Origin of the sequence: Thalassolituus sp. UBA2009 (genome assembly GCF_002335285.1) — a bacterium.
Lineage (GTDB): Bacteria > Pseudomonadota > Gammaproteobacteria > Pseudomonadales > Oceanobacteraceae > Venatoribacter > Venatoribacter alkanivorans.
In genome coordinates this window covers 53160-72369 of the sequence record NZ_DDCJ01000064.1, presented here as the reverse complement: position 1 = coordinate 72369, position 19210 = coordinate 53160, and the positions used below count along the sequence as shown (strand labels likewise).

The 19210-nt window shown below is 51.3% G+C and carries 13 protein-coding genes; 7 read left to right on the top strand and 6 right to left on the bottom strand.

Translation table 11 applies throughout. The annotated features are described in order from the left end of the window. Nucleotides 1–18: 18 nt before the first annotated feature. Nucleotides 19–753, bottom strand: coding sequence for a helix-turn-helix transcriptional regulator (locus tag B3P58_RS07550; protein WP_230332500.1), 735 nt, complete (start codon nt 751–753; stop codon nt 19–21). A gap of 113 nt (nt 754–866) precedes the next feature. Between B3P58_RS07550 and B3P58_RS07545 the strand changes: the two genes are divergently transcribed. Next, nucleotides 867–1811, top strand: coding sequence for a carbon-nitrogen hydrolase family protein (locus B3P58_RS07545; RefSeq protein WP_230332499.1), 945 nt, complete (start codon nt 867–869; stop codon nt 1809–1811). Between the two features lie 45 nt (nt 1812–1856). Continuing rightward, a complete protein-coding gene (locus B3P58_RS07540) occupies nt 1857–2330 on the top strand; it encodes a hypothetical protein (protein WP_145470118.1) in 474 nt (157 codons plus the stop codon). On the opposite strand, the gene B3P58_RS07535 is transcribed toward B3P58_RS07540, so the two are convergent. After that, entirely contained in the window at nt 2319–2915 is a 597-nt protein-coding gene (locus B3P58_RS07535; RefSeq protein ID WP_230332498.1) for a VF530 family DNA-binding protein, read from the bottom strand. The two genes, B3P58_RS07540 and B3P58_RS07535, sit on opposite strands and share 12 nt — an antisense overlap. Nucleotides 2916–3080: 165 nt before the next feature. Here B3P58_RS07535 and B3P58_RS07530 point away from each other — a divergent pair, with 165 nt between their 5' ends. The 3 genes from B3P58_RS07530 to B3P58_RS07520 all read left to right on the top strand — a co-directional run bounded on the left by B3P58_RS07530 (nt 3081) and on the right by B3P58_RS07520 (nt 8554). After that, a complete protein-coding gene (locus tag B3P58_RS07530; protein WP_230332497.1) occupies nt 3081–3560 on the top strand; it encodes an MgtC/SapB family protein in 480 nt (159 codons plus the stop codon). A 99-nt stretch (nt 3561–3659) separates the two neighbouring features. After that, on the top strand, nt 3660–5039 hold the full coding sequence (gene yegD, locus B3P58_RS07525) for a molecular chaperone (RefSeq protein ID WP_230332496.1): 1380 nt from the start codon (nt 3660–3662) through the stop codon (nt 5037–5039). Nucleotides 5040–5266: 227 nt separating this feature from the next. After that, the gene (locus B3P58_RS07520) at nt 5267–8554 is read left to right on the top strand and encodes an InlB B-repeat-containing protein (protein WP_286716760.1); all 3288 of its coding nucleotides are present in this window, start codon (nt 5267–5269) and stop codon (nt 8552–8554) included. Between the two features lie 45 nt (nt 8555–8599). Here B3P58_RS07520 and B3P58_RS07515 read toward each other — a convergent pair whose 3' ends face one another. After that, complete coding sequence (locus B3P58_RS07515) at nt 8600–10564, bottom strand: phytase (RefSeq protein ID WP_286716759.1); 1965 nt, start codon at nt 10562–10564, stop codon at nt 8600–8602. Between the two features lie 110 nt (nt 10565–10674). Further along, entirely contained in the window at nt 10675–13416 is a 2742-nt protein-coding gene (locus B3P58_RS07510) for a TonB-dependent receptor (protein ID WP_286716757.1), read from the bottom strand. Nucleotides 13417–13902: 486 nt separating this feature from the next. Here B3P58_RS07510 and B3P58_RS07505 point away from each other — a divergent pair, with 486 nt between their 5' ends. Together B3P58_RS07505 and B3P58_RS07500 are read left to right on the top strand one after the other, a co-directional pair. Next, entirely contained in the window at nt 13903–14814 is a 912-nt protein-coding gene (locus B3P58_RS07505) for a GGDEF domain-containing protein (RefSeq protein WP_145470132.1), read from the top strand. Further along, entirely contained in the window at nt 14811–15851 is a 1041-nt protein-coding gene (locus B3P58_RS07500) for an AraC family transcriptional regulator (RefSeq protein ID WP_286716754.1), read from the top strand. The genes B3P58_RS07505 and B3P58_RS07500 overlap by 4 nt, the downstream gene beginning before the upstream one ends. A gap of 19 nt (nt 15852–15870) precedes the next feature. On the opposite strand, the gene B3P58_RS07495 is transcribed toward B3P58_RS07500, so the two are convergent. Both B3P58_RS07495 and B3P58_RS07490 read right to left on the bottom strand, forming a co-directional pair. Further along, nucleotides 15871–18330: a fatty acid cis/trans isomerase gene (locus B3P58_RS07495; protein ID WP_286716752.1), complete on the bottom strand. Its 2460-nt coding sequence runs from the start codon at nt 18328–18330 to the stop codon at nt 15871–15873. Nucleotides 18331–18432: 102 nt separating this feature from the next. Then, the gene (locus B3P58_RS07490; protein WP_145470138.1) at nt 18433–19101 is read right to left on the bottom strand and encodes a glutathione S-transferase; all 669 of its coding nucleotides are present in this window, start codon (nt 19099–19101) and stop codon (nt 18433–18435) included. Nucleotides 19102–19210 lie beyond the last annotated feature (109 nt).

Here is a 19210-nt window from a genome sequence, read left to right as displayed (position 1 = left end):
AATTAGTGTCGACAGGCCCTAGGAATAAAGATGAAATTCTTTCAGCCCCGAAAGAATGGCAGAAGGGCGGATGCCAAATATTTTTTTGTAAGAATTACTCAGGTGAGCGCTGTCACTGAAACCGCTGTTCAGTGCTGAGTGGGTAATGTTGCGGGTGTTATGCACATCGCGCATAAAAATAGCCAGCCTTGACCACAGGCTGAAATGCCGGAACGAAATACCGGTATGTTGTTTAAATAAATGGTTCAGACGCGAATTCGATAAGCCAATCCGGGCGGATAATTCATCCTGTCGCCAGGGGTATTCATCTTTCTGTTGCATCAGTTGAATACATGACGCCACTCTGCGGTCGTAGCTGTTAATGTCTGCCTTCAGGGAATAGCGGATAAGTGCCGATAAATCAGCATTTAATGCCCGTTGTTCAAACCCTTTGCGACACTGATCCAGGTTGGCAATATCAAAAACAGCGGCATCATTACGTAAAAAATTTGCGCGTAATGTTCTTCCCTGCAGTGAATTGACCTCAAAATACAGCGTGGCCATATCCTCACTTTGGCAGTCAACAATATGAGCAGTACCTGCATCGATTAAAGCGCTGCGGCAGCGAACCATCGTCTGGCCACGAAGCTGAACATTAAAATGTCCTGACAGTCCCAGCAGTAATACCAGAGCGCCATGCCGGTGCTCTGTTGTTAAACCGAAATTACCGAGATACACCGCCTGTTGCGGGCGTATGTGCAGAATGCTGTTCATCGTTAGCGTAGCCTAAACTTACAAGTTATAAACGCCGGGCGCTGTTAAGCTTCAACGCATTGTGCTGCATAAAGTAACACAAAAAATAATAACAGGAACCGGGAGTCTTGATCGTGAACATTGCCCCCAAAATACGTGTTGCTGCTTTGCAGACCGATACCCGTATCGGTGATACCCAGCGCAATCTTGCACATTGTGAAGAGCTGGTTGCGGAAGCCTGCAGGGACGGAGCCGAATGGATTGCGTTGCCGGAATTTTTTAATACCGGCATTGCCTGGGACCCTGCTCTGGCCGCCGCGATTGAAGATGAAAATGGCCCGGCTGCACATTTTTTACAACGCCTGTCAGCTCAGCACGGTGTTGTACTGGGTGGATCATTTCTTTGTCGTCTGGCGGATGGTCATGTGCGTAACCGTTACCTGTGTTTTAACCGGGGAGAGCGGCTTGGTTACCACGACAAGGATTACCCCACGATGTGGGAAAACGCCTTCTATGAAGGCGGCGCAGAAACGGACAGCGGTGAGCTGGGCCAAATCAACGGCGTCCGTGTTGGCGCTGCTGTGTGTTGGGAATTTATGCGCACAGCAACTGCACGGCGTTTACGCACCAGGGTAGACGTTATTATGGGCGGCTCGCACTGGTGGAGTATTCCGCAAAACTGGCCGTTATTGTATGCCTGGCTTGAGTCCGGCAACCGCAAGAATGCTTTGCAAGCTGTACAGGATACGGCGCGTTTGGTGGGAGCGCCGGTTATTCACGCGTCACACTGTAATACCTTCCGTTGCCGTATGCCCGGGTTGCCGCTCTCTTATCACGGCCATCTGGAAGGGCAGGCCGCCGTTATTGATGCTCAGGGCAATGTTATTGCCAGTCGCAGCTATCAGCAGGGGCCGGGAGTGGTGGTTGCCGATGTCTGTTTACAGGCTCTGACCCCGCCTGATCCGCTTCCTGAACATATCTGGTTACGCTCGCGGGGAGTGGTTCCGGCGTTGTCCTGGCATTTTCATGGCATGTTGGGACGCCGCTGGTATCGGCACAATATTCTGCGCGCGCGCTGAGCCAGTGCTGCTGACGCTATCTGTTTAATTTGGATGGAAAATACAATGTCTGAACTGATGATAGGCCGTGCTCAGGCTGTTGACCTGAGTACGGTGTCTGTTTCCTGGCTATTGGTAACGGCCGCACTTGCGTTGCTCATATCACTGGTTGAAGCCTGGATCGCAACGCTGATTGTGTATGTCAAAGTAAAACCGTTGAAACGTCTGTTTCCGGCACCGCATAACCTGATCCGTTCTCATGTGGATTATACGATTATGACGGCGCTGCTGGGGTTCAGCTATTTTGCGGTAATACAGCTGGCTATTGATTTGCCGGATACGATTATTGTGCTGCTTTGTATCGGGGTTCTGTACAACCCGTTTGGCTTTCTGGTGAAAGCAATCTGGCCGAATGCGGGCCACAGCGATACGTTCTGGGGAAAACTGGGTGTATGCATCGGTTTTCTGCCAGCCAGTATCGGCTTTGGCTATGTCATGATTATGATTCTGCTCAGACTACCGGGCGGATCAATCGGTTGAATTCCGCGCTTTGGCCCAGGGATCAACCTTGGTGCCGGACGCTGGCTTATCACGTTTTTCTGCGGCTTCAGTGCTTTGGTTGTGTCTGGACGGGCGCTGTTCAGAGCGGGCGGCAGGGCGCTGTTCAGAGTGGGCGGCAGGGCGCCCTGAGGTTTGTTGCCCGGAACGCTGACCCGGGCGTTGACCTGAACGCTGCGGACGTCCGCCACGGCCAAAGGCCGCTGTTTTTTCTGCCTGTTTGGCCCGCATGCGCTCGGCGTCTTCCAGGCTCAGTACGGCAGGTTCGCCCGGAGTCTGGTCGGCCGGAATAATGCGGTCACGGGGTGGCAGAAAAAACTGCTTACCCATTGCCCGCGGCAGGCTTTTAAACTGATACAGATAAAAGGCTTCTACTTTTTCCCGCGCCCAGTCGGTTTTTTTCAGGAATTTTACGCTGGATTCAATGCTGGGTTTGGTTTTAAAGCAGTTGATATTCAGATACGCATGCAGGATTTCAAAGCCATAATGATCAACAAGTTCAATCAGCAGATTTTTTAAACTGACCCCGTGCAGCGGGTTGTTCTGGTAATTGACCTGATCGTTCATGGCGGTATCCGGTAGGAAGAATGAACGCTCTATTGTACGGATTTCAGGCGGGCGATCCTATAGCGGTTTTGTAGCCGGGAGTAATGCTTGCAGAAACAACCTGTCTCCCGCTTTTCTCTTCACAATCAGCGCTGCTAAACTCGTGGTTAATAACGGAGGTTATCGATGATGCTGACTGAATTTCTGAGTGTTGATCCGCTGAGCTGGCCGGCAATTGCCGCCTGTTTACTGTGTGGCTCCATTGTTGGCCTTGAACGCCAGCTGCGGGGCAAGCCGGTGGGCATCCGCACCTCATCGCTGATTGTACTTGGCACCTATGTGTTTATTGCTTTATCACAGGCGGTCACCACCGATGCGACCGATGCCTCGCGTATTATCGGCCAGGTGGTAACCGGTGTTGGTTTTCTCGGCGCCGGAGTCATGCTGGCCAAAGACGGTATGGTGCTGGGCGTGACCTCGGCGGCGACCATCTGGGCGCTGGCTTCCATCGGTATCTGCGTGGCGGTGGCCAGCCCGCTGGTGGGTATTAAGCTGGCGTTGCTGGTGGTCGCGATTCTGGTCGGCGTCGATATTCTGGAAAGCTATTCCAGCATGCTGACCCGCGGTGTGCATGCCCGCTACAGTGCCTGGCGTCAGCGCCGCTGATTTTTGTGGCTGTCTTTAGCGGCAGCCATTCTCCGACGTCCTTCCTTTTCCTCTCCGCCCTGTGCTACCTTGCGCCGCTTTTTTGCAGCGGGGTTTTTTATGATCTGTGGTTTTGACTATGGCACATCCAACTGTGCCATCGGTGTAATGGCACAGGGGAGTGTCAATCTGCTGCCGGTCGACGGCGAAAAAACCTTTATGCCATCGGCACTCTATGCACTGGCACGCGAATTAATCTGCGAGCAGGTTGGACTGGGGCTGCCTGCCGGTACGTTGCGTGATGATTTCCTGCTCAGCCGTAAAGTGCCGTTACAGCAGGCACTGCGGGCCCGCCGTGAGCTGGAGTTAAGCAACGATGAGCAGGTTATGTTTGTTGGTCATCAGGCCTTTGCTCATTATTTTGCCGATCCGGAAGAGGGCTACTTTGTTAAGTCGCCGAAATCCTTTTTAGGGGCCAGCGGCTTACGGCCGGAATTTGTGCATTTTTTTGAAGATATCGTCACCGCTATGATGCAGACGGTAAAACAGCGTGCTGAGCAGGCTTGCGGAAAAACACTGACCCACACCGTAATTGGCCGGCCGGTTAATTTTCAGGGCTCACGCATCAGCGATAACAGCGCAGAACAAAGCAACCAGCAGGCGCTGGCTATTTTAACCGCCGCAGCCAAACGCAGTGGTTTTCAGCAGGTTGAATTTTTATACGAGCCAATCGCTGCAGGCTTAAGTTTTGAACGCAATCTTGCTGATAATAAAACCGTGCTGGTGGTTGATATCGGTGGTGGTACGTCCGATTGTGCCATGGTGCGCATGGGGCCAGATCACCGCGGGCGCAGCGAGCGCAAAGCGGATTTTCTCGGTCACAGTGGTGAGCGGGTCGGCGGTAACGATCTGGATATTCAGCTGGCGGGTAAACAGCTGATGCCACTGTTCGGCATGACCGCGCCATTAAAAAGCGGCAAGCCCATGCCCACCAAAACCTTTCTCGATGCCGTATGCACCAACGATGTCGGCGCTCTTGGCCGTTTCAGCAGCCTCGACACCGGACTCTACCTTGAGCAATTGCAGCGTGATTGTTTACAGCCGGAATTAATTGCCCGGTTAATCCGCCTGCGTGATAACAAGCAGAATCAGCAACTGGTGCGCAGCGCAGAAAATGCCAAAATTGCCTTATCCGACAGCGATAACACCTGTGTGGCACTGGATTATATTGAAACCGGGCTGAACACCCATATTCAGCGCACAGAGCTTGAACAAGCGATCGAACGTCCGCTGCAGCGTATTATGGCGTTAATGCAGGAAGCGGTTGCTCAGGCCGGCGTACAGCCGGATCTTATTTTTGTGACTGGCGGCAGTGCCCGTTCGCCGGTTATCCGTGAGGCCGTTGCCCGGGTGTTTGGCAATATTGCATTACTGGACGGTGATCATTTCGGCAGCGTGGCATCGGGCCTGACGGAGTGGGCGGAGAAAATTTACCGCTGATTTTTCAGCCTGCCAACTGACCGCCGGTAGGGTATCGCGGCGGTCAGTGTAAGAGGCTTGCCCGATGTTTCATCCATTCTGGTTACATCTTTCAATCTTTTGGCCAGTATAGCTTGTGTCAGTATTCGCTTATTGTCAGGAATTATTCTGATGAGACCTGTGATATGAGCGCCTTTTGTTTGCCTGAGCACAGGCCCACCTCTTTATTTCTTGCTGCAGTTATGTGTTTGACCACGTTTCTGCTTGCGTCTTTTCCTGTTTATGCTGAAAAAGTGGTAGAAAAAAATCTGACACTGACAGCGTTTATTGGTACCGATTCGACCGCTGTCCGCCTCAGTGATAATTCGGCGGGTGCAGATATTATTGATGGGCTGAAGTTTTACCGTAGCAGTAACAACGATTGTGACAGTGAAAATTATGCTGCCTGCAGTTCCGGGCAGATGGATATTTTCAGCCGTAATGGTAGCAACAGTAATATTATTACCGACACCGCTGCGCAGTTAAATCAGACCGGTTATTACCGTTTCCAGCAAGGCAGTTTTTTCAGTGATCAGATTGGTGTGACGGCCGGAGAGCATCTGACCGCAATGCCGGTGCGCTTTGGCCATGCAACGGTGAAGTTTAAAAATAAAATATGGGTTATTGGTGGCCGTACCCGCAGTACTTTTGACAATGATGTCTGGTCATCCAGCGATGGCGTGTCCTGGGTGCTGGAAACCGCCCATGCTGCCTTCAGAGGGCGCGCCGGACATTCGGTTGTCTCTTTTCCCGATCCTGCAACCGGCGAGGAAACATTGTGGCTGACAGCCGGTATGACCTGGGACGGAATTCCTTTTAATGATATCTGGTCGTCAGCGGATGGTGTTAACTGGACTCAGGCTTATCCTACAGACCCGGCCTCGGAACGTTTCCAGCGCCGTGATCAGACCCAGCTGGTTGTTTTTCCTGATCCGGTAACGGGCAAAGATAAACTGTGGCTGATTGGTGGTGGTTTTAATTATTTGCAGGTTGGTGTGCATTTTTTCGGCGTCCTTAACGATGTCTGGTCGTCTGTCGATGGCAGAAACTGGGTCGAAGAAACCAGCAGTGCTGCATTCCCGCCACGATTATCCCATCAGGTGGTTGTTTTTCCTGATCCGGTCACTCATGAAAAGAAACTCTGGTTGATCGGTGGTGGTACGGGTGGGGCCGACAGAATTGACGACTACAGGCATGATATCTGGTCATCAACGGATGGTGTTAACTGGGTTCAGGTAAGAGAGACCAGCCCGTTTTCTCGCAGAACTCATCACCAGACCGCCATTTTTACCGATCCGGTGGATGGTATTGAAAAAATCTGGCTGATGGGTGGTTTCTTTATGGGGACTACTCTGGGCGATATCTGGTCGTCTGCGGATGGCGAAAACTGGCAGAAGCGGCTTGAGCGGGGAGCATTTGTATTTGCCAGCCGTTATGGGCTGGAAGTATTTACGGACCCTCTGACCGGTCAGAAAAGGATGTGGAAAATTGCTGGCAGAACACCAACCAATGGTCCAGAAAAAGATATCTGGGTATCCGACGACGGCGTTAACTGGGCGCAGGCTTACCAGCGACAGCTGATATTATCTCCGACCTTTTATGATATTACGGCTCCGGCAATCAGAAGCGGAAAAGTATCTCCGGCTACCACCTCACTGGTGCAGGGGGGCAATACTACGCTGACCGTTGTACCGGATGCTCATTATCGTATTCAGAATGTGATGGGCTGCGATGGGGAATTAACCGGCAATCTTTATCAGATTAATAATATTGCCTCTGATTGCATTGTCATCGCTCAGATGGCGGCGATTCTTTATACGGTTAATACCCGGTCAGAAGGTCAGGGGGCGCTCACTCCGGCGCAGAAAATTGCACAGGAAGGCAGTAATCTGCAATTAACAGTGACGGCGGAGCCTGGCTACCGGGTTGCCAGTATCGGTGGTTGTGATGGCTCTTTGTATGGGGATATTTATCGTATTAATAATCTGTCTGCTGACTGTACAGTCAATGCTGTATTTGAACGCATTACCTATCAGGTCAGCACTATGGTCAGTGCTGACGGCAGTATTACGCCGGTTGATCCGCGGGTGATTGAAGGTGAGGCGCTTGAGCTTACCGTAACCCCTGACGCAGGTTTCCGGCTAAGCCGCATTGAAGGCTGTGGCGGAGAATTAACCGGTAATAATTACCGTATTGCAGCGGTAACGGCAGATTGTTCGATAAAGGCGGTATTTGAACCGATCATGTTCACTGTAACCGCTGTTGTGACGGGTGACGGATTTATCACACCAGAAAGTGTAACCGTTGTCGAAGGTGAGGCTGCTGAACTGACGGTTACCGCAGGAGCGGGTTTTTATTTAAGCCATATTGAAGGCTGTGGCGGAGAATTAACCGGTAATAATTACCGCATTGCCGTGGTAACTACAGACTGTACAGTAACGGCTGTATTCGAGCCTGTCATGTTCACTGTCACCACCGTAGTGACCGGGCATGGCAGTCTTACACCAGCGAATGTGACAGCGGTTCAGGGCAGTGCTGTCAGTCTGGCTGTTAAGGCTGAACCTGGTTCCCGTTTAAGCAGTATCGTTGGTTGTAACGGAGAGTTAACCGGCAATAACTATAATATTGCTGCACTAACGGCAGACTGTTCGGTAACAGCTGTCTTTGAACCTATTACTTATCAGGTCAGCACACTGATCAGCGGTAACGGCAGTATTACGCCGGCCAATCCGCGGGTGATTGAAGGTGGGGCGCTGGAGCTTACCACGATCCCTGATGCAGGTTTCCAGCTAAGCCGCATTGAAGGCTGTGGCGGAGAATTAACCGGCAGCGTATACCGCATTGCAGCGGTAACGGCAGACTGTTCGGTAACGGCTGTCTTTGAAGCGGTTATGTATACCGTTACCAGTATTGTGACCGGAGGCGGTACGGTAAGCCCTGCACTGATAACCGTCGCCGAGGGAGCGGATGTCAGCCTCAGTATCAATGCGGATGACGGATATCAGTTAACGACGGTCAGCGGCTGTGACGGGGAATTATCCGGTAACAGCTATACGATCAGCACACTGCAGGCAGATTGTTCGGTTGCGGTACATTTCAGCGCGGTGGAACCGGCGGTTATTTTTGTCGCCACACCGGTGTTTAATATTCCGGCAGGAACTTACTCTGCTGCCCAAACGATCACCATCAACAGTGCCAGCGAGGATGTCAGTATCCGTTATACGCTGGACGGCAGCAGCCCGGATATCAATACCGGCAGTGTGCTGAATAATGGTGGTACAGTGCTGTTGACTGAATCCGCACAGCTTAAAGCAATTGCCGTTGATGCTGAGGGTAATACTTCGGAGCTGTTACAGGCAACGTATCGTATTGAAAAGAACAGTACGGCTGCCGGCAATAACTCATCAGGCAAGAACAGTGGTGGGGCGTTGAGTCTCTTCTGGCTGTTGTCTCTGGCACTGCTTATGACGCTGACTAACCGGCGCAGGCTGGTATAAAAAAAGCGGGCCTGTAATCAGGCCCGCTTTTTTTACAGTGTGCGGTTATGGTTTGAGTACAGGCTGAATCAGCGTCTGAATATCCTGCCAGTTTACATATTTAAAATTCTGATTTTCTTCCGGCAGAAAGTTACGGCCATCCTGCACAACTAACATGCCCTGCGGATATTCGGTGCCCAGATTGGCTGCGGTAACCGTTAAACCATCGGTTTCTGAGGCACCATCAATGCCTTTTTCATCGTTAATACCCACGCGGAAGCGGCCAATATATTCATAGGGTGCTTCGGCCTGATAAAGTACATAGCTGTCGTTACCCTGGCTGGAAACTACCAGATAGGCTTCTTTTTCGGTACGGTAAATATCCATACCTTCAATATCGGCGACCAGAATGTCGGAGGCTGCTGCGACCTGAGTGAGCCTTTCTCCGGCGTCAGCTTCAGCACCAATGGTCCAGATAGCGGCATCTTCCTCACCCAGGAATAACTGCTGCTTTGTATCATCAGCGGCACAGCCTTCCGGTTGGGAATTGACGCGGAATTCACGCACTTTGTTGCCACTCCAGCCATTGGCTGAGTCGGTAATTTCATATTGCTCGAAGCGCCCGTCTTCATCGTTAATAAAAACAAAAAACTGTTCTTTAAGGTTTTTGTACATGCACAGGCCGTAGACATTATCCAGAGTGGTGATAATTTCAGTGGTGGCACTGACATGTCCGCTTAACGGATCAATATGAAATAATGCAATGGCCTGGCGGTCACGCTGGCTGGCTGCGGCAATATCCGCTGGCTGGTTTTTAAAGGTAAAACCCTGGCGTACATCGACATTATTAACCCGCCCGGCCTGCAGTTCCTGCAGCTCCTGACCATTAAGATCATAAACATAAAGACCGAATTTTTTATTGGTGCCTAAAATGCGGCTTTTTTCCGGTGTGTGAGTATTTACCCAGATAGCCGGATCGTCGGCAGCATCGCCGGTTTTCCGTACCGGTGTTGTTTCTGTATGGGCAGCAATTTCCGGGATATTTTCCTGATTACGTGCCTGTTGTGGCAGGTGAATATTGCTGCTGAATAACTGGCTGCTGTTATCATCCAGAATAATCAGACGGGTTGTACCATCGCTGTTAATGGCGGTACGCAGGCTGTCAGCGGCCAGTGACTGGTCAAGAGTAACTGCGCGGCCTGCGCCCGTTGCCTGCGTGCTGCCTGCCTGTGGTAAAGGATAGTGGTGCAGAATATTGTGACCCAGCTCGGCAATAAACAGTTGTCCCTGGCTGATGGCTAACGGACCGCTGTTGCTGTGCAGCTGGCCCCACGGCTGCACCAAATCAACGGCCTGACGGCTGACTTCACTTTCGGCGCGGGCGTTATAGGCCCAGACGCCAACATTTTCTTCGCTGACAAACAGCTGACCGCTGACATCATCGGCTACACAATATTCGCTGTTGGGAGGCAACGGGAAGCGGCGGATTTCCTGCTGAATTAACACCTTACCGTCGCTTTTAATTAACAGCTGGTGCGCCATCTGTTGCTCGTCGAGTACAAATAACTGCAGTGGCGATCCGGCTGGTTGATACAGGCAGATACCTTCAACCGGGTAGGTCAGCGCCTGGCCAAAGGCCAGATCGGTAATACGCTGGTTGTTAATGCGATAGCTGACCGGGCGGTTATTTTCTTTATCGATACTGACAAACAGTGTGCCTTGCTGATCACGGCGCTGATCAATAAATTCAGCCTGAATGTCTTTTTTATCCAATAGGGTAAAGTGGCTGTCCTGTAATTGGATACCGTTATCCGCTCCGGTACTGAGCCAGAATTTTTGTGTGGTATCTCCTGCGCTGCTGATCAGAATAGCCTGTGCGGCGTTTACCGGCAGAAGGCTTGCCGCCAGCGTTGCAGAAGGCAGGCGGGGCTGATGACCTGTGTTTTCAGACAGGTCGTTACTGGCACAGGCGGCGAGCAGCAACGACAGGGTGGCGGTGCTCAGGGCGCGGTTAAGGTTACGGATAGTCATAAATTAAGTCTTTCTCTTTATATCGTTGTGCATCGGTGTGAACGGCAGGTTGGTATGAATCAGCAGATTAAAAAACCGGACCCATAACAGGCCCGGCTGGCTTCTGACAATCAGAAACTGGTGTAGCTGATACCTACACGGTAGGTCGGACCGTAGTCTTCATACTGTGCGTTGTAGCGTTCTTTATTGACGTAGGCGTAATACGGTTCATCGGTAATATTGGCGACTTCAAAACTGAGTTTCAGTTGTTCGGTCATTTTGTAAGAGGCATTAAAATCGAGCTGGGTCTGGGCGCTTTGGTAAACATCACCTTTGCTGTTTTCCAGATTGCCGACTTCGGCCAGATATTCCGATTTATAGTTGGTCGCCAGACGCATGCTCAGGCGCTCATTTTCGTAACCGATAATAAAGTTACCGGTCAGGTCTGATTGATTCGGCAGGCTGATATCACGTTTCAGCAGAGTGCCGCTGTCATAGGCCGATACGGTTGCATCTGAGCGGGTAAAGGTCGTGTTGGCGGCGAGCAATAAGCCATTAAAGGGTGCCGGCAGCATTTCCAGTTTGTGGGAAAATGCCAGTTCCAGACCGTTCAGCGTGGCCTGATCACCGTTGCGGAAGGTAATTACCTCGTCATACGCAGCGTAGCCGGCAGAGCCTGCCAGATCGGTTTCATAAATAAAGTTGTCGATTTTTTTACGGAATACAAAGGCCGACAGAGTACCGGCGCTGCCCATAAAATGTTCGATGCCAAGGTCAAAGTTGGCGGCTTCCAGCGCTTTCAGATCCGGGTTGCCCAGTTCGGCTTCGCTGCCGTCATCGGTAAAGTTCGGGCGCATCTGTTCAAAGGTTGGGCGAACGACGGCATTGGTCCAGGCAGCCCGCACCTGAGTACTGTCGGCCAACTGCCAGCGAGCCTGTACCGATGGCAGCACATGGCTGTAGTCGTTGTCTTTTTTAACGGTGATCAGTTCATCGCTCTGGTTCAGGGCATTGCCGCGTGCGCTGATTTTGGTTTGCTCATAACGTACACCGGCAATTACCCGCAGTTCGTCAGCATCTATACGGCCCATCAGGTAGCCGGCATTGATATCTTCGTCGATGTCGTAGTCTTCCAGTACGGAGTCTTCATCATCGAATGCGTCGGCACGATCCAGGGTTGCCATATAGCTGCGCACTTTCGCGCTGGAAATTCCCGGCCCAAAACGTCCCAGGCTGTAATCACGTTCTCCACTGGCGAAACCACTCATAGAAACAGAACTGTCTTCTGACAGGTCTTTATATTTCCAGGTATCGGCATCCTGAGATTTTTCACGCATTTTGGTTTTGGCACCAAATTTTACCAGTGCAGGATTATCCGCCAGATCGAAATCACGGGTGATATCCAGCTGCGCCATGGTTTGTTTATCTTCGGTATAGCTGCGCGTACGCTCGATTTTATCCAGCTCATATTGTGCCGGATCGTAAAAAGCGGAAGGAGCATTAATACGTGGCTTACGGCTGTTGCTGAAGCTGAGCCCGGTAATATCCGAGGTGCTGACAAAATCGGCGCCGGCGATGGTGTCGGGTTCATCTTCTGAGGCTTTGCTGATGCCGACTTTGTATTCCACGGTCCAGTCACCGATAAAATGATTGGCGCCCAGGGTTGAGGAAACAATTTTTTGCGTTTCTTCACGATCTTTCAGCGAGCGGACGACTTCAGCATCACTGCTTTCGCCCATACCTATGGCATCGGAAAATTCAATTTCGTTGGCAACCCGCTGTTCGTTATCACTGAACTTGCTGTACAGGTTGTGCATATAAAAGCTGTGATTAACGCCATGTTCGTAATCCAGGTTCAGTGCGGCACCTAAGCGTTCACGCTCGATGCTGTATTCGCGCTGTTCCAGCTCTTCGAGTTTTGCGCCGTTATCAAAATCCCAGGCGCCACCGGTTTCAACGTTATCTGAGCCGAATTTCCGGTTATCAAAACTCAGTGCTGCAGCAACCCCCAAACGACGGTCGTTACCGAAATCAAAGGTATTGCCACCGGCAACAGAATAAGCCGGGTTGGTTTGTTCGCTTTGCTCGTCATAGCTCAGCTGCGTGGCGGCGGAATAAAATGCCCCTTCACGGTCGAGTGCTGAAATACTGTTAATTTCAACGGCGCCACCAATGGCATTGGCATCCATATCCGGAGTCAGGGTTTTGGTGACCACCAGTGAACTGAGCAGATTCGATGGAATTACATCGAGGGCAACCGAACGACTGCCGGCTTCCGGCGCCGGAATTTGTGTGCCGTTAACGGTTACGCTGTTTAAATCGGAGCTGATGCCACGGATACGGACAAAACGGCCTTCGCCCTGATCACGTTCGATGGATAAACCCGGCACACGCTGCAAGGCTTCAGCGGCGTTGGCATCCGGTAATTGACCAATGGCATCGGCATTAATAACGCTGATCATATTGTCGGCGTAACGCTGGCGATCAAGGGCGCGCTGCATTTGTGCTGCCTGGCCAATCACCAGAATTTCTTCTACCTCTTGTTGTGCATTATTCAGCACAATATTGGCCGTCAGGGTTTCACCATCGCGGATGGTGATGGTGCGGCTGTCGACGGTCTTGCCACCGACCACGGTACTTAACAGGTAATCGCCGGCCGGAACCTGCGGTAACCGGAAGCGTCCGCCTTTGGCGGCCAGTACTTCACGGTTCATGCTGGCATCGCCCGGCATTTCCAGACGGATAACGGCGCCGCTGTATACGGTTTGATTGCGGGTGTCGCTGACCCGGCCTTCGAGGTTGCCATCGGCCTGGGCCAGTGCCGCGCAGCTGAGGGCAATGACCGCCGCCAGTGGCTTAATGCAAAAATTCATGCTCGTCTCCATGTCGTTCTTTATCGATCGTTTTTATATCTGCCCAGGGCCTGTCGACAGATCCTGGCGGGCAGCAGGTGGCGCGACGGTAGAAAGAGCGTATGACGGTTCTGTGACAGCCAATCGGTGATGCGGCATAAAACGACGGTTTTCAGCGGCTTTCAGCCTGATAATGATCCGATTTAACCCTTGTGGCTGATAACGGCAGACGGTGTCAGCTCCGGGTAACAGCCGATCAGGGTTAAGGTTTGCGTCGATGTTTACAGGATGGCTGAGCCCCGGTCAGAGCGGGCGCCGCCGGAATAATCGCAGGTTGTGATAGGCAGAAAACGGCCGGTAAAAACGCAAATAATGCTGCACCGTGCTGAGCTGAATTAACCCCCGGGGTGATTTGTGCCGCATTAACGTCCTTATGCCGGATTGTCATGCGTTTGTCATAAAGCCCTGCTAGTTATGCCAGCCATTATTGATTGGCCGGTATTTTTTATGTTCAGTACGTTGTTTTTACATCGGCGCAAATTACTGTTGGTTTTTGGTTTAGCGTTGGCATCGGTTGTGGCGTCGGTATTGGTCGGTGATGCCAAACACTGGCGTGAAATTGATTGGCTGGATGTTCTGGGTGAGGGGGGCAGTGCAGTGGCAGTCGCCATCTGGATGCTGTTGATTCTGGGTAGCCGCCCGGCGGGCAGGGTAACTGATCTGTTGACGCTGGGGCTGGGGTTTATTTTTCTGGCGATGTGGCAGGATAACCTGGATGAATTTATCCGTATTCCTGCAGAGCAGTGGTGGGACGCCTGGCTGGAATCGGTTGCCATGCCCGTTGGTATTGCATTGCTGACGTACGGCTTATTTCATTGGCACAGTGAGCAGCTGTCGATTAATCGTCAACTGGCCAAACGTGAGCGGTTATTCCGCGAACATCGTTTTATCGATGGTCTGACCCAGCTTGGGCGCGCCGATTATTTAAAAGAACAATTACAACAGCATTTAAACAGCACCCGGCCGATGACGCTGATGATGGTTGATATTAACGATTTCAGCAGTGTGAACCGTCGTTTTGGTCATCGTGAAGGGGATCGTCTGGTACGCGAGATTTCTGAACTGCTGTTGCTGAATCTGCGTCAGAGCGATCTTATTTGCCGTTATGCCGGCGACCGCTTTGCCCTGCTGTTACCCGGAACGCAAGGTGAAGCCGCATTGCAACTGGCGCAGGAGCTGGAGCTGGCGGTACAGCATTTTGCGTTTAAACACAGCCAGACGGGAGAAACACTCTATCAACGCATCAGCATAGGCCTGACCGAATGCCGCCCTGGCGATCAGCCTGCTCAGAGTATTGAGCGGGTTAATCAGGCCTTGCTGACGGCACAGCGTCAGCATGGCTGTTTTCTGGCTGCATGACGATGTATTGCGGTCGCTGGTATGAGCGTGACGAGCGGTTTATCGCCGCTCATCATCAGCCGGCTCTGCTGATTGACCTGTTACTGGCGCGCGATATTTCCAGCCATAAAATACTGCGCGGCAGCGGTCTTTTTTATGATGATATTCTGACCGGCAATCATTACCTTTCCCCCGCACAATTACAGCAGCTCATTATAAACGGGCGGAAATTACTGCCTGAAGAGGATTTAAGTTTTCGCTGGGGTGACAGTTTATGGCCCGGACATTATGGCGTATTCAGTCAGTTGCTGGCCAATGCCCCGGATCTGGCAAGAGCACTGCAGGCACTGGTGGACTTCCGGCATTTTTTATCACCGCTGCTGTCTCCCCGCATTTATCAGGACGAACGTTATTGTTATGTGCAGTGGCTGGATGCCTGCGGCCTGCAGGATGAGCGGCGCTTTATGGTTGAAACAGCAATGACCGGATTAACCGCCATGAGTCGCTGGCTGGCACAGGAAACTTTACCCTGGCGCTATGGTTTCAGCTATGCGCGCCCGGCACAGGACGAGCAGTATCAGGTATATCTGGGGCCGGATCTGCATTTCTCGGTCGGTGTGGATGTGATGATGATTGAAAAACACTGGCTGGAAAAAGCCTGGCCGCGAGGTTCGGCAACGGCTTATCAGGTTGCTTTGCGTGAAGCGCAGCCACTGATTGGCGGGGAAGAGGCCACGAATGGATTTAATGAAGCGGTGTATCATTATTTAACCCGGCAGTTGCGTACACCGCAGAGCTTGCCGGAGGTTGCCCGGGCTTTTGCCATGAGTCCGGCGACTTTTAAACGGAAACTGCAAAAGCACCACTGCCATTTTCAGCAATTGCAGGATCAGGCACGGCTGCATGTGTGCCTGTATTTATTCCACATTAATGGCTGGACCAACGAACAGGTGGCGCATTATCTTAATTTTAATGACACCACCAATTTCCGCCGCGCCTTTAAGCGCTGGTCGGGTCTGACACCGAGCGACAGCAAACAACGATTATTGTTTGCCTAGGACTGGTGTGGCAGAGACCTTAGCGATTTTCCAGACGGTTATAATCCAGCAGCCCGGCATTCAGCGGATCACTGCGTAAGTACCACTGATGTATTTGATCGCTGTGCGTCCAGAACTGTGGGTCAGTTCGGCGTACGGAAAAACGGTCGGCCAGCTTTTCGTAATCATCTTCATCTGTCAGTCCGGTTACTGCACTGACAAAATCATTCAGGCGGAACGATGAGACACGATAATACGCCGATGGATAGGAGCCGATAATTCCGGGTACCAGGGTCAGATAATCCTCTTGTGGCAGGCGGTTTTCTTCTTCGTAGAGCAATCCGGTCAGGTTACTGTGACCGCTGTTGCGGATCAGTGTAAATACCTGACTGTTTCCCTGCATGTTTTCAACCAGCAATAACGATATTTCCGGCATCAGTGTTGCGGCCTGCCCCTGTACCCGGTTAGCACGGCTGAGAATATTCAGCTCCTGTGGGGTAATCCGGCGTGCAAGATTGTACTTATCTTCCAGTACCGGCTGCAGGTGCTGGCGCAGTTTTTCATACAACTCGGCCTGTGGGTTCTGGCTGTGATAGGTAATCGCCGGATCGTTGAGGATGTGTTTCTCATAACTGACCAGATGTTGTTTTACACTATCGGAGGCATCGCGATACCAGTAGTTTGCCAGGCGTACGCGTTCTTCCTGTGGCAGCAGAGCTAGGAAATTAGATTCTCCTTCCATACGCAGAAAATCCATATACAGACGGGTCATCAGCTGATGACCGATGTTGCCGTAGACATCAAACTCAGCAACCAGCAGATAGTGGATTCGCTCCAGTAATGAGTAGTTAATAACCCAGGCCGTTTTCGGGTGCTGGCCTACCATGCCTTTTACGACAGTCGAGCTGTCAAAATGACGGAAAATTGTTAAGGCTGCATTGGCATTCTGTATCGCACCGGATGAGGATTGTTTTTTCCGGGTGGAAACGCTGTTATTGCCACGCCAGATCAGGTTCAGATCAACGGCATTACCATCGGGAAATTTTTCTGCCAGAGCAGCATTCTTGGCATCCAGATATTCATTGTGCAGGCTGGAGTAACGCAGCCAGTTGGTGATAATTCCGGAATTACTTTCTGCCTCTCCGGGTAAACGCAGATGATCACTTTGATCTATCAGAAACTGACTGTAATCAGGGTCTTTATGCATTTCCGGGTCAACAAAAAATACCCAGAAATGGTCGTCGATGACGTTCAGGGCAACCTGTCCGCGGCACACCGGGCCTTTAATAAATCCGGTGATGATGTATTCGGATTCTTCCAACATAAAACGATAACGGGCGTTGACCGGTAGCTGAGAAAAAGCAATGAACGGATTGGCTGCGGTTTCCGGTTTATAATCGGGCAGATAATCCACCTTATATTCAGGCTCGATAAACAGAGCCTTAATCCAGTCCATACGTTCGTTATTCAGGCGGTAAGGCATATGGGTTTTTGCAACAACGCTGCTGCTGTCGCGCAGTAGCCGGTAATAAACACGCTTAACCTGCGGGTCATCGTAAGGCCGGCGTGTTGCTACCGGATTGATGGGCAACCCTGGTGGCGTGGACGAACGCACCAGCTTGAAAAAGTATTCCGGCCGGTTAATGGGTTGTTGATTGCGGAATAATGGCTCGGGAGAAAAATACAGGCTGGCCAGAAACAAATGTTCGTAAATATAGCGACTGGTCAGTTGTTGCTTTAAATTGTCCTGATTCAGGAAAGCTTCCCAGTGTTCAACTTCGGCCTGTATCGCATCAGGCAGGGGAAGATCCGCTGCCAGAGCCGCGCCATCTTTCAGCCATTGGGTAAGTTTGGAATATTCATCATTACTGAGTGCCGGTAATGCGTAGGGCATTCCCCACAGTGGATGCTTATCAGCATATTCAGCAAATTCTTCCTGGGTCGGACACTGCTGGCTGCGGTTCAGACCCAGCTCAAAATCATCGTCGTCGAGGAGTTTTTCTGCAGGCAGCGGGTTGTTCGCTTTTAATGTCAGCATCTGATAAAGAACGCTGTTCTGCAGATTAATTTCAGCCGTTTGTGAACGCTCGTTGATAACCGGGAAAAAATCTTTCTTACGCCATTCTTCGGTGGTTCGTGCATCAATGCCGAGGCGGGTGGGTTCACTGGCGATAATTCGGGTACCATCGTACACCAGAGTCTTATTGGCACCGCGCATAATCCCTTCCGGGGATGACAATTTAAGCTGGCAGGGCGCATCGTAACAGCCATGACAAACCACGCAGCGGTTTTCCAGAATCGGACGTATATCCTGGCGATAATGGCGTGCCTGGCTGCTGTTGGCTTCGGCTCTGCGATCGGTAATAACGGTTTTACCAAAAAGTTCATCAGCGCTCAGGCCAACGCCGACGGTTGCGCAACCGGCAATCAGAAGTGTCAGAAGGCCAGGTTTGAAAAGACGGTAAAGACGGGGAAAACGCTGTCGCAGCAGAGCAGACATAAAGACTCCAGGGCAAAAAACTCTGCTTATTATAGCGGCGCCCGGATAAGCATGACAGCCGGAAGGCGGAGCCTCCGCGGCTGTCAGGTTTTGCTGCAGCTATCAGGCGTAATCGTAAGGGCCGCCTTTTTCCAGTGCTGTCTGGTAGGTTGGTAAAGCGTGAACGCGCTTTACCCAGGCGGCAATGTTCGGATATTCAGATGCCTGGCTACCACGATTAAGAGCGGCTTCCAGAGGGAATATCAGCTGGAAATCGGCACCGGTCATCTGCTCTCCTGCGAACCAGGAGTTACTGCCCAGATGTTGCTCAATATAACGCAGGTTATTCTGCACATTAGGACCAACATAGCTTTGCATGACTTTGTCGGCGATACCGCGGGCAATGGGTTTGATAAAAAATGGCATTGGAGCCGTTTTGATTTTATTAAAAATCAATGACATCACCATCAGTGGCATTAATGATCCTTCGGCATAGTGCAGCCAGTAAAGATATTGCCAGTAGGTGGCGGAGCCTTCTTCAGGCAGAAAGCGTTCTTTGCCATAAGTGCGGATTAAATATTCGATAATCAGCCCGGATTCAGCAATGGTCTGGTCACCGTCGGTAATAACCGGTGATTTACCCAGTGGATGGATGGCTTTCAGGCTGGCGGGCGCCAGTGATGTTTTGGCATCACGTTCGTAGTGCTTGATGGTGTAGTCAACGCCCAGCTCTTCCAGTAACCAGATAATACGCTGTGAACGTGAGTTGTTCAGGTGATGCAGTGTGATCATAAATCATTCTCTGGGTTGCAAGATGAAATCAGTGCCTAGGGCCTGTTGACACTAATTAAACAGGCCTGTTATCGGATAAAAATTCTTCAGACAAGGCGCTGAGAGTGTG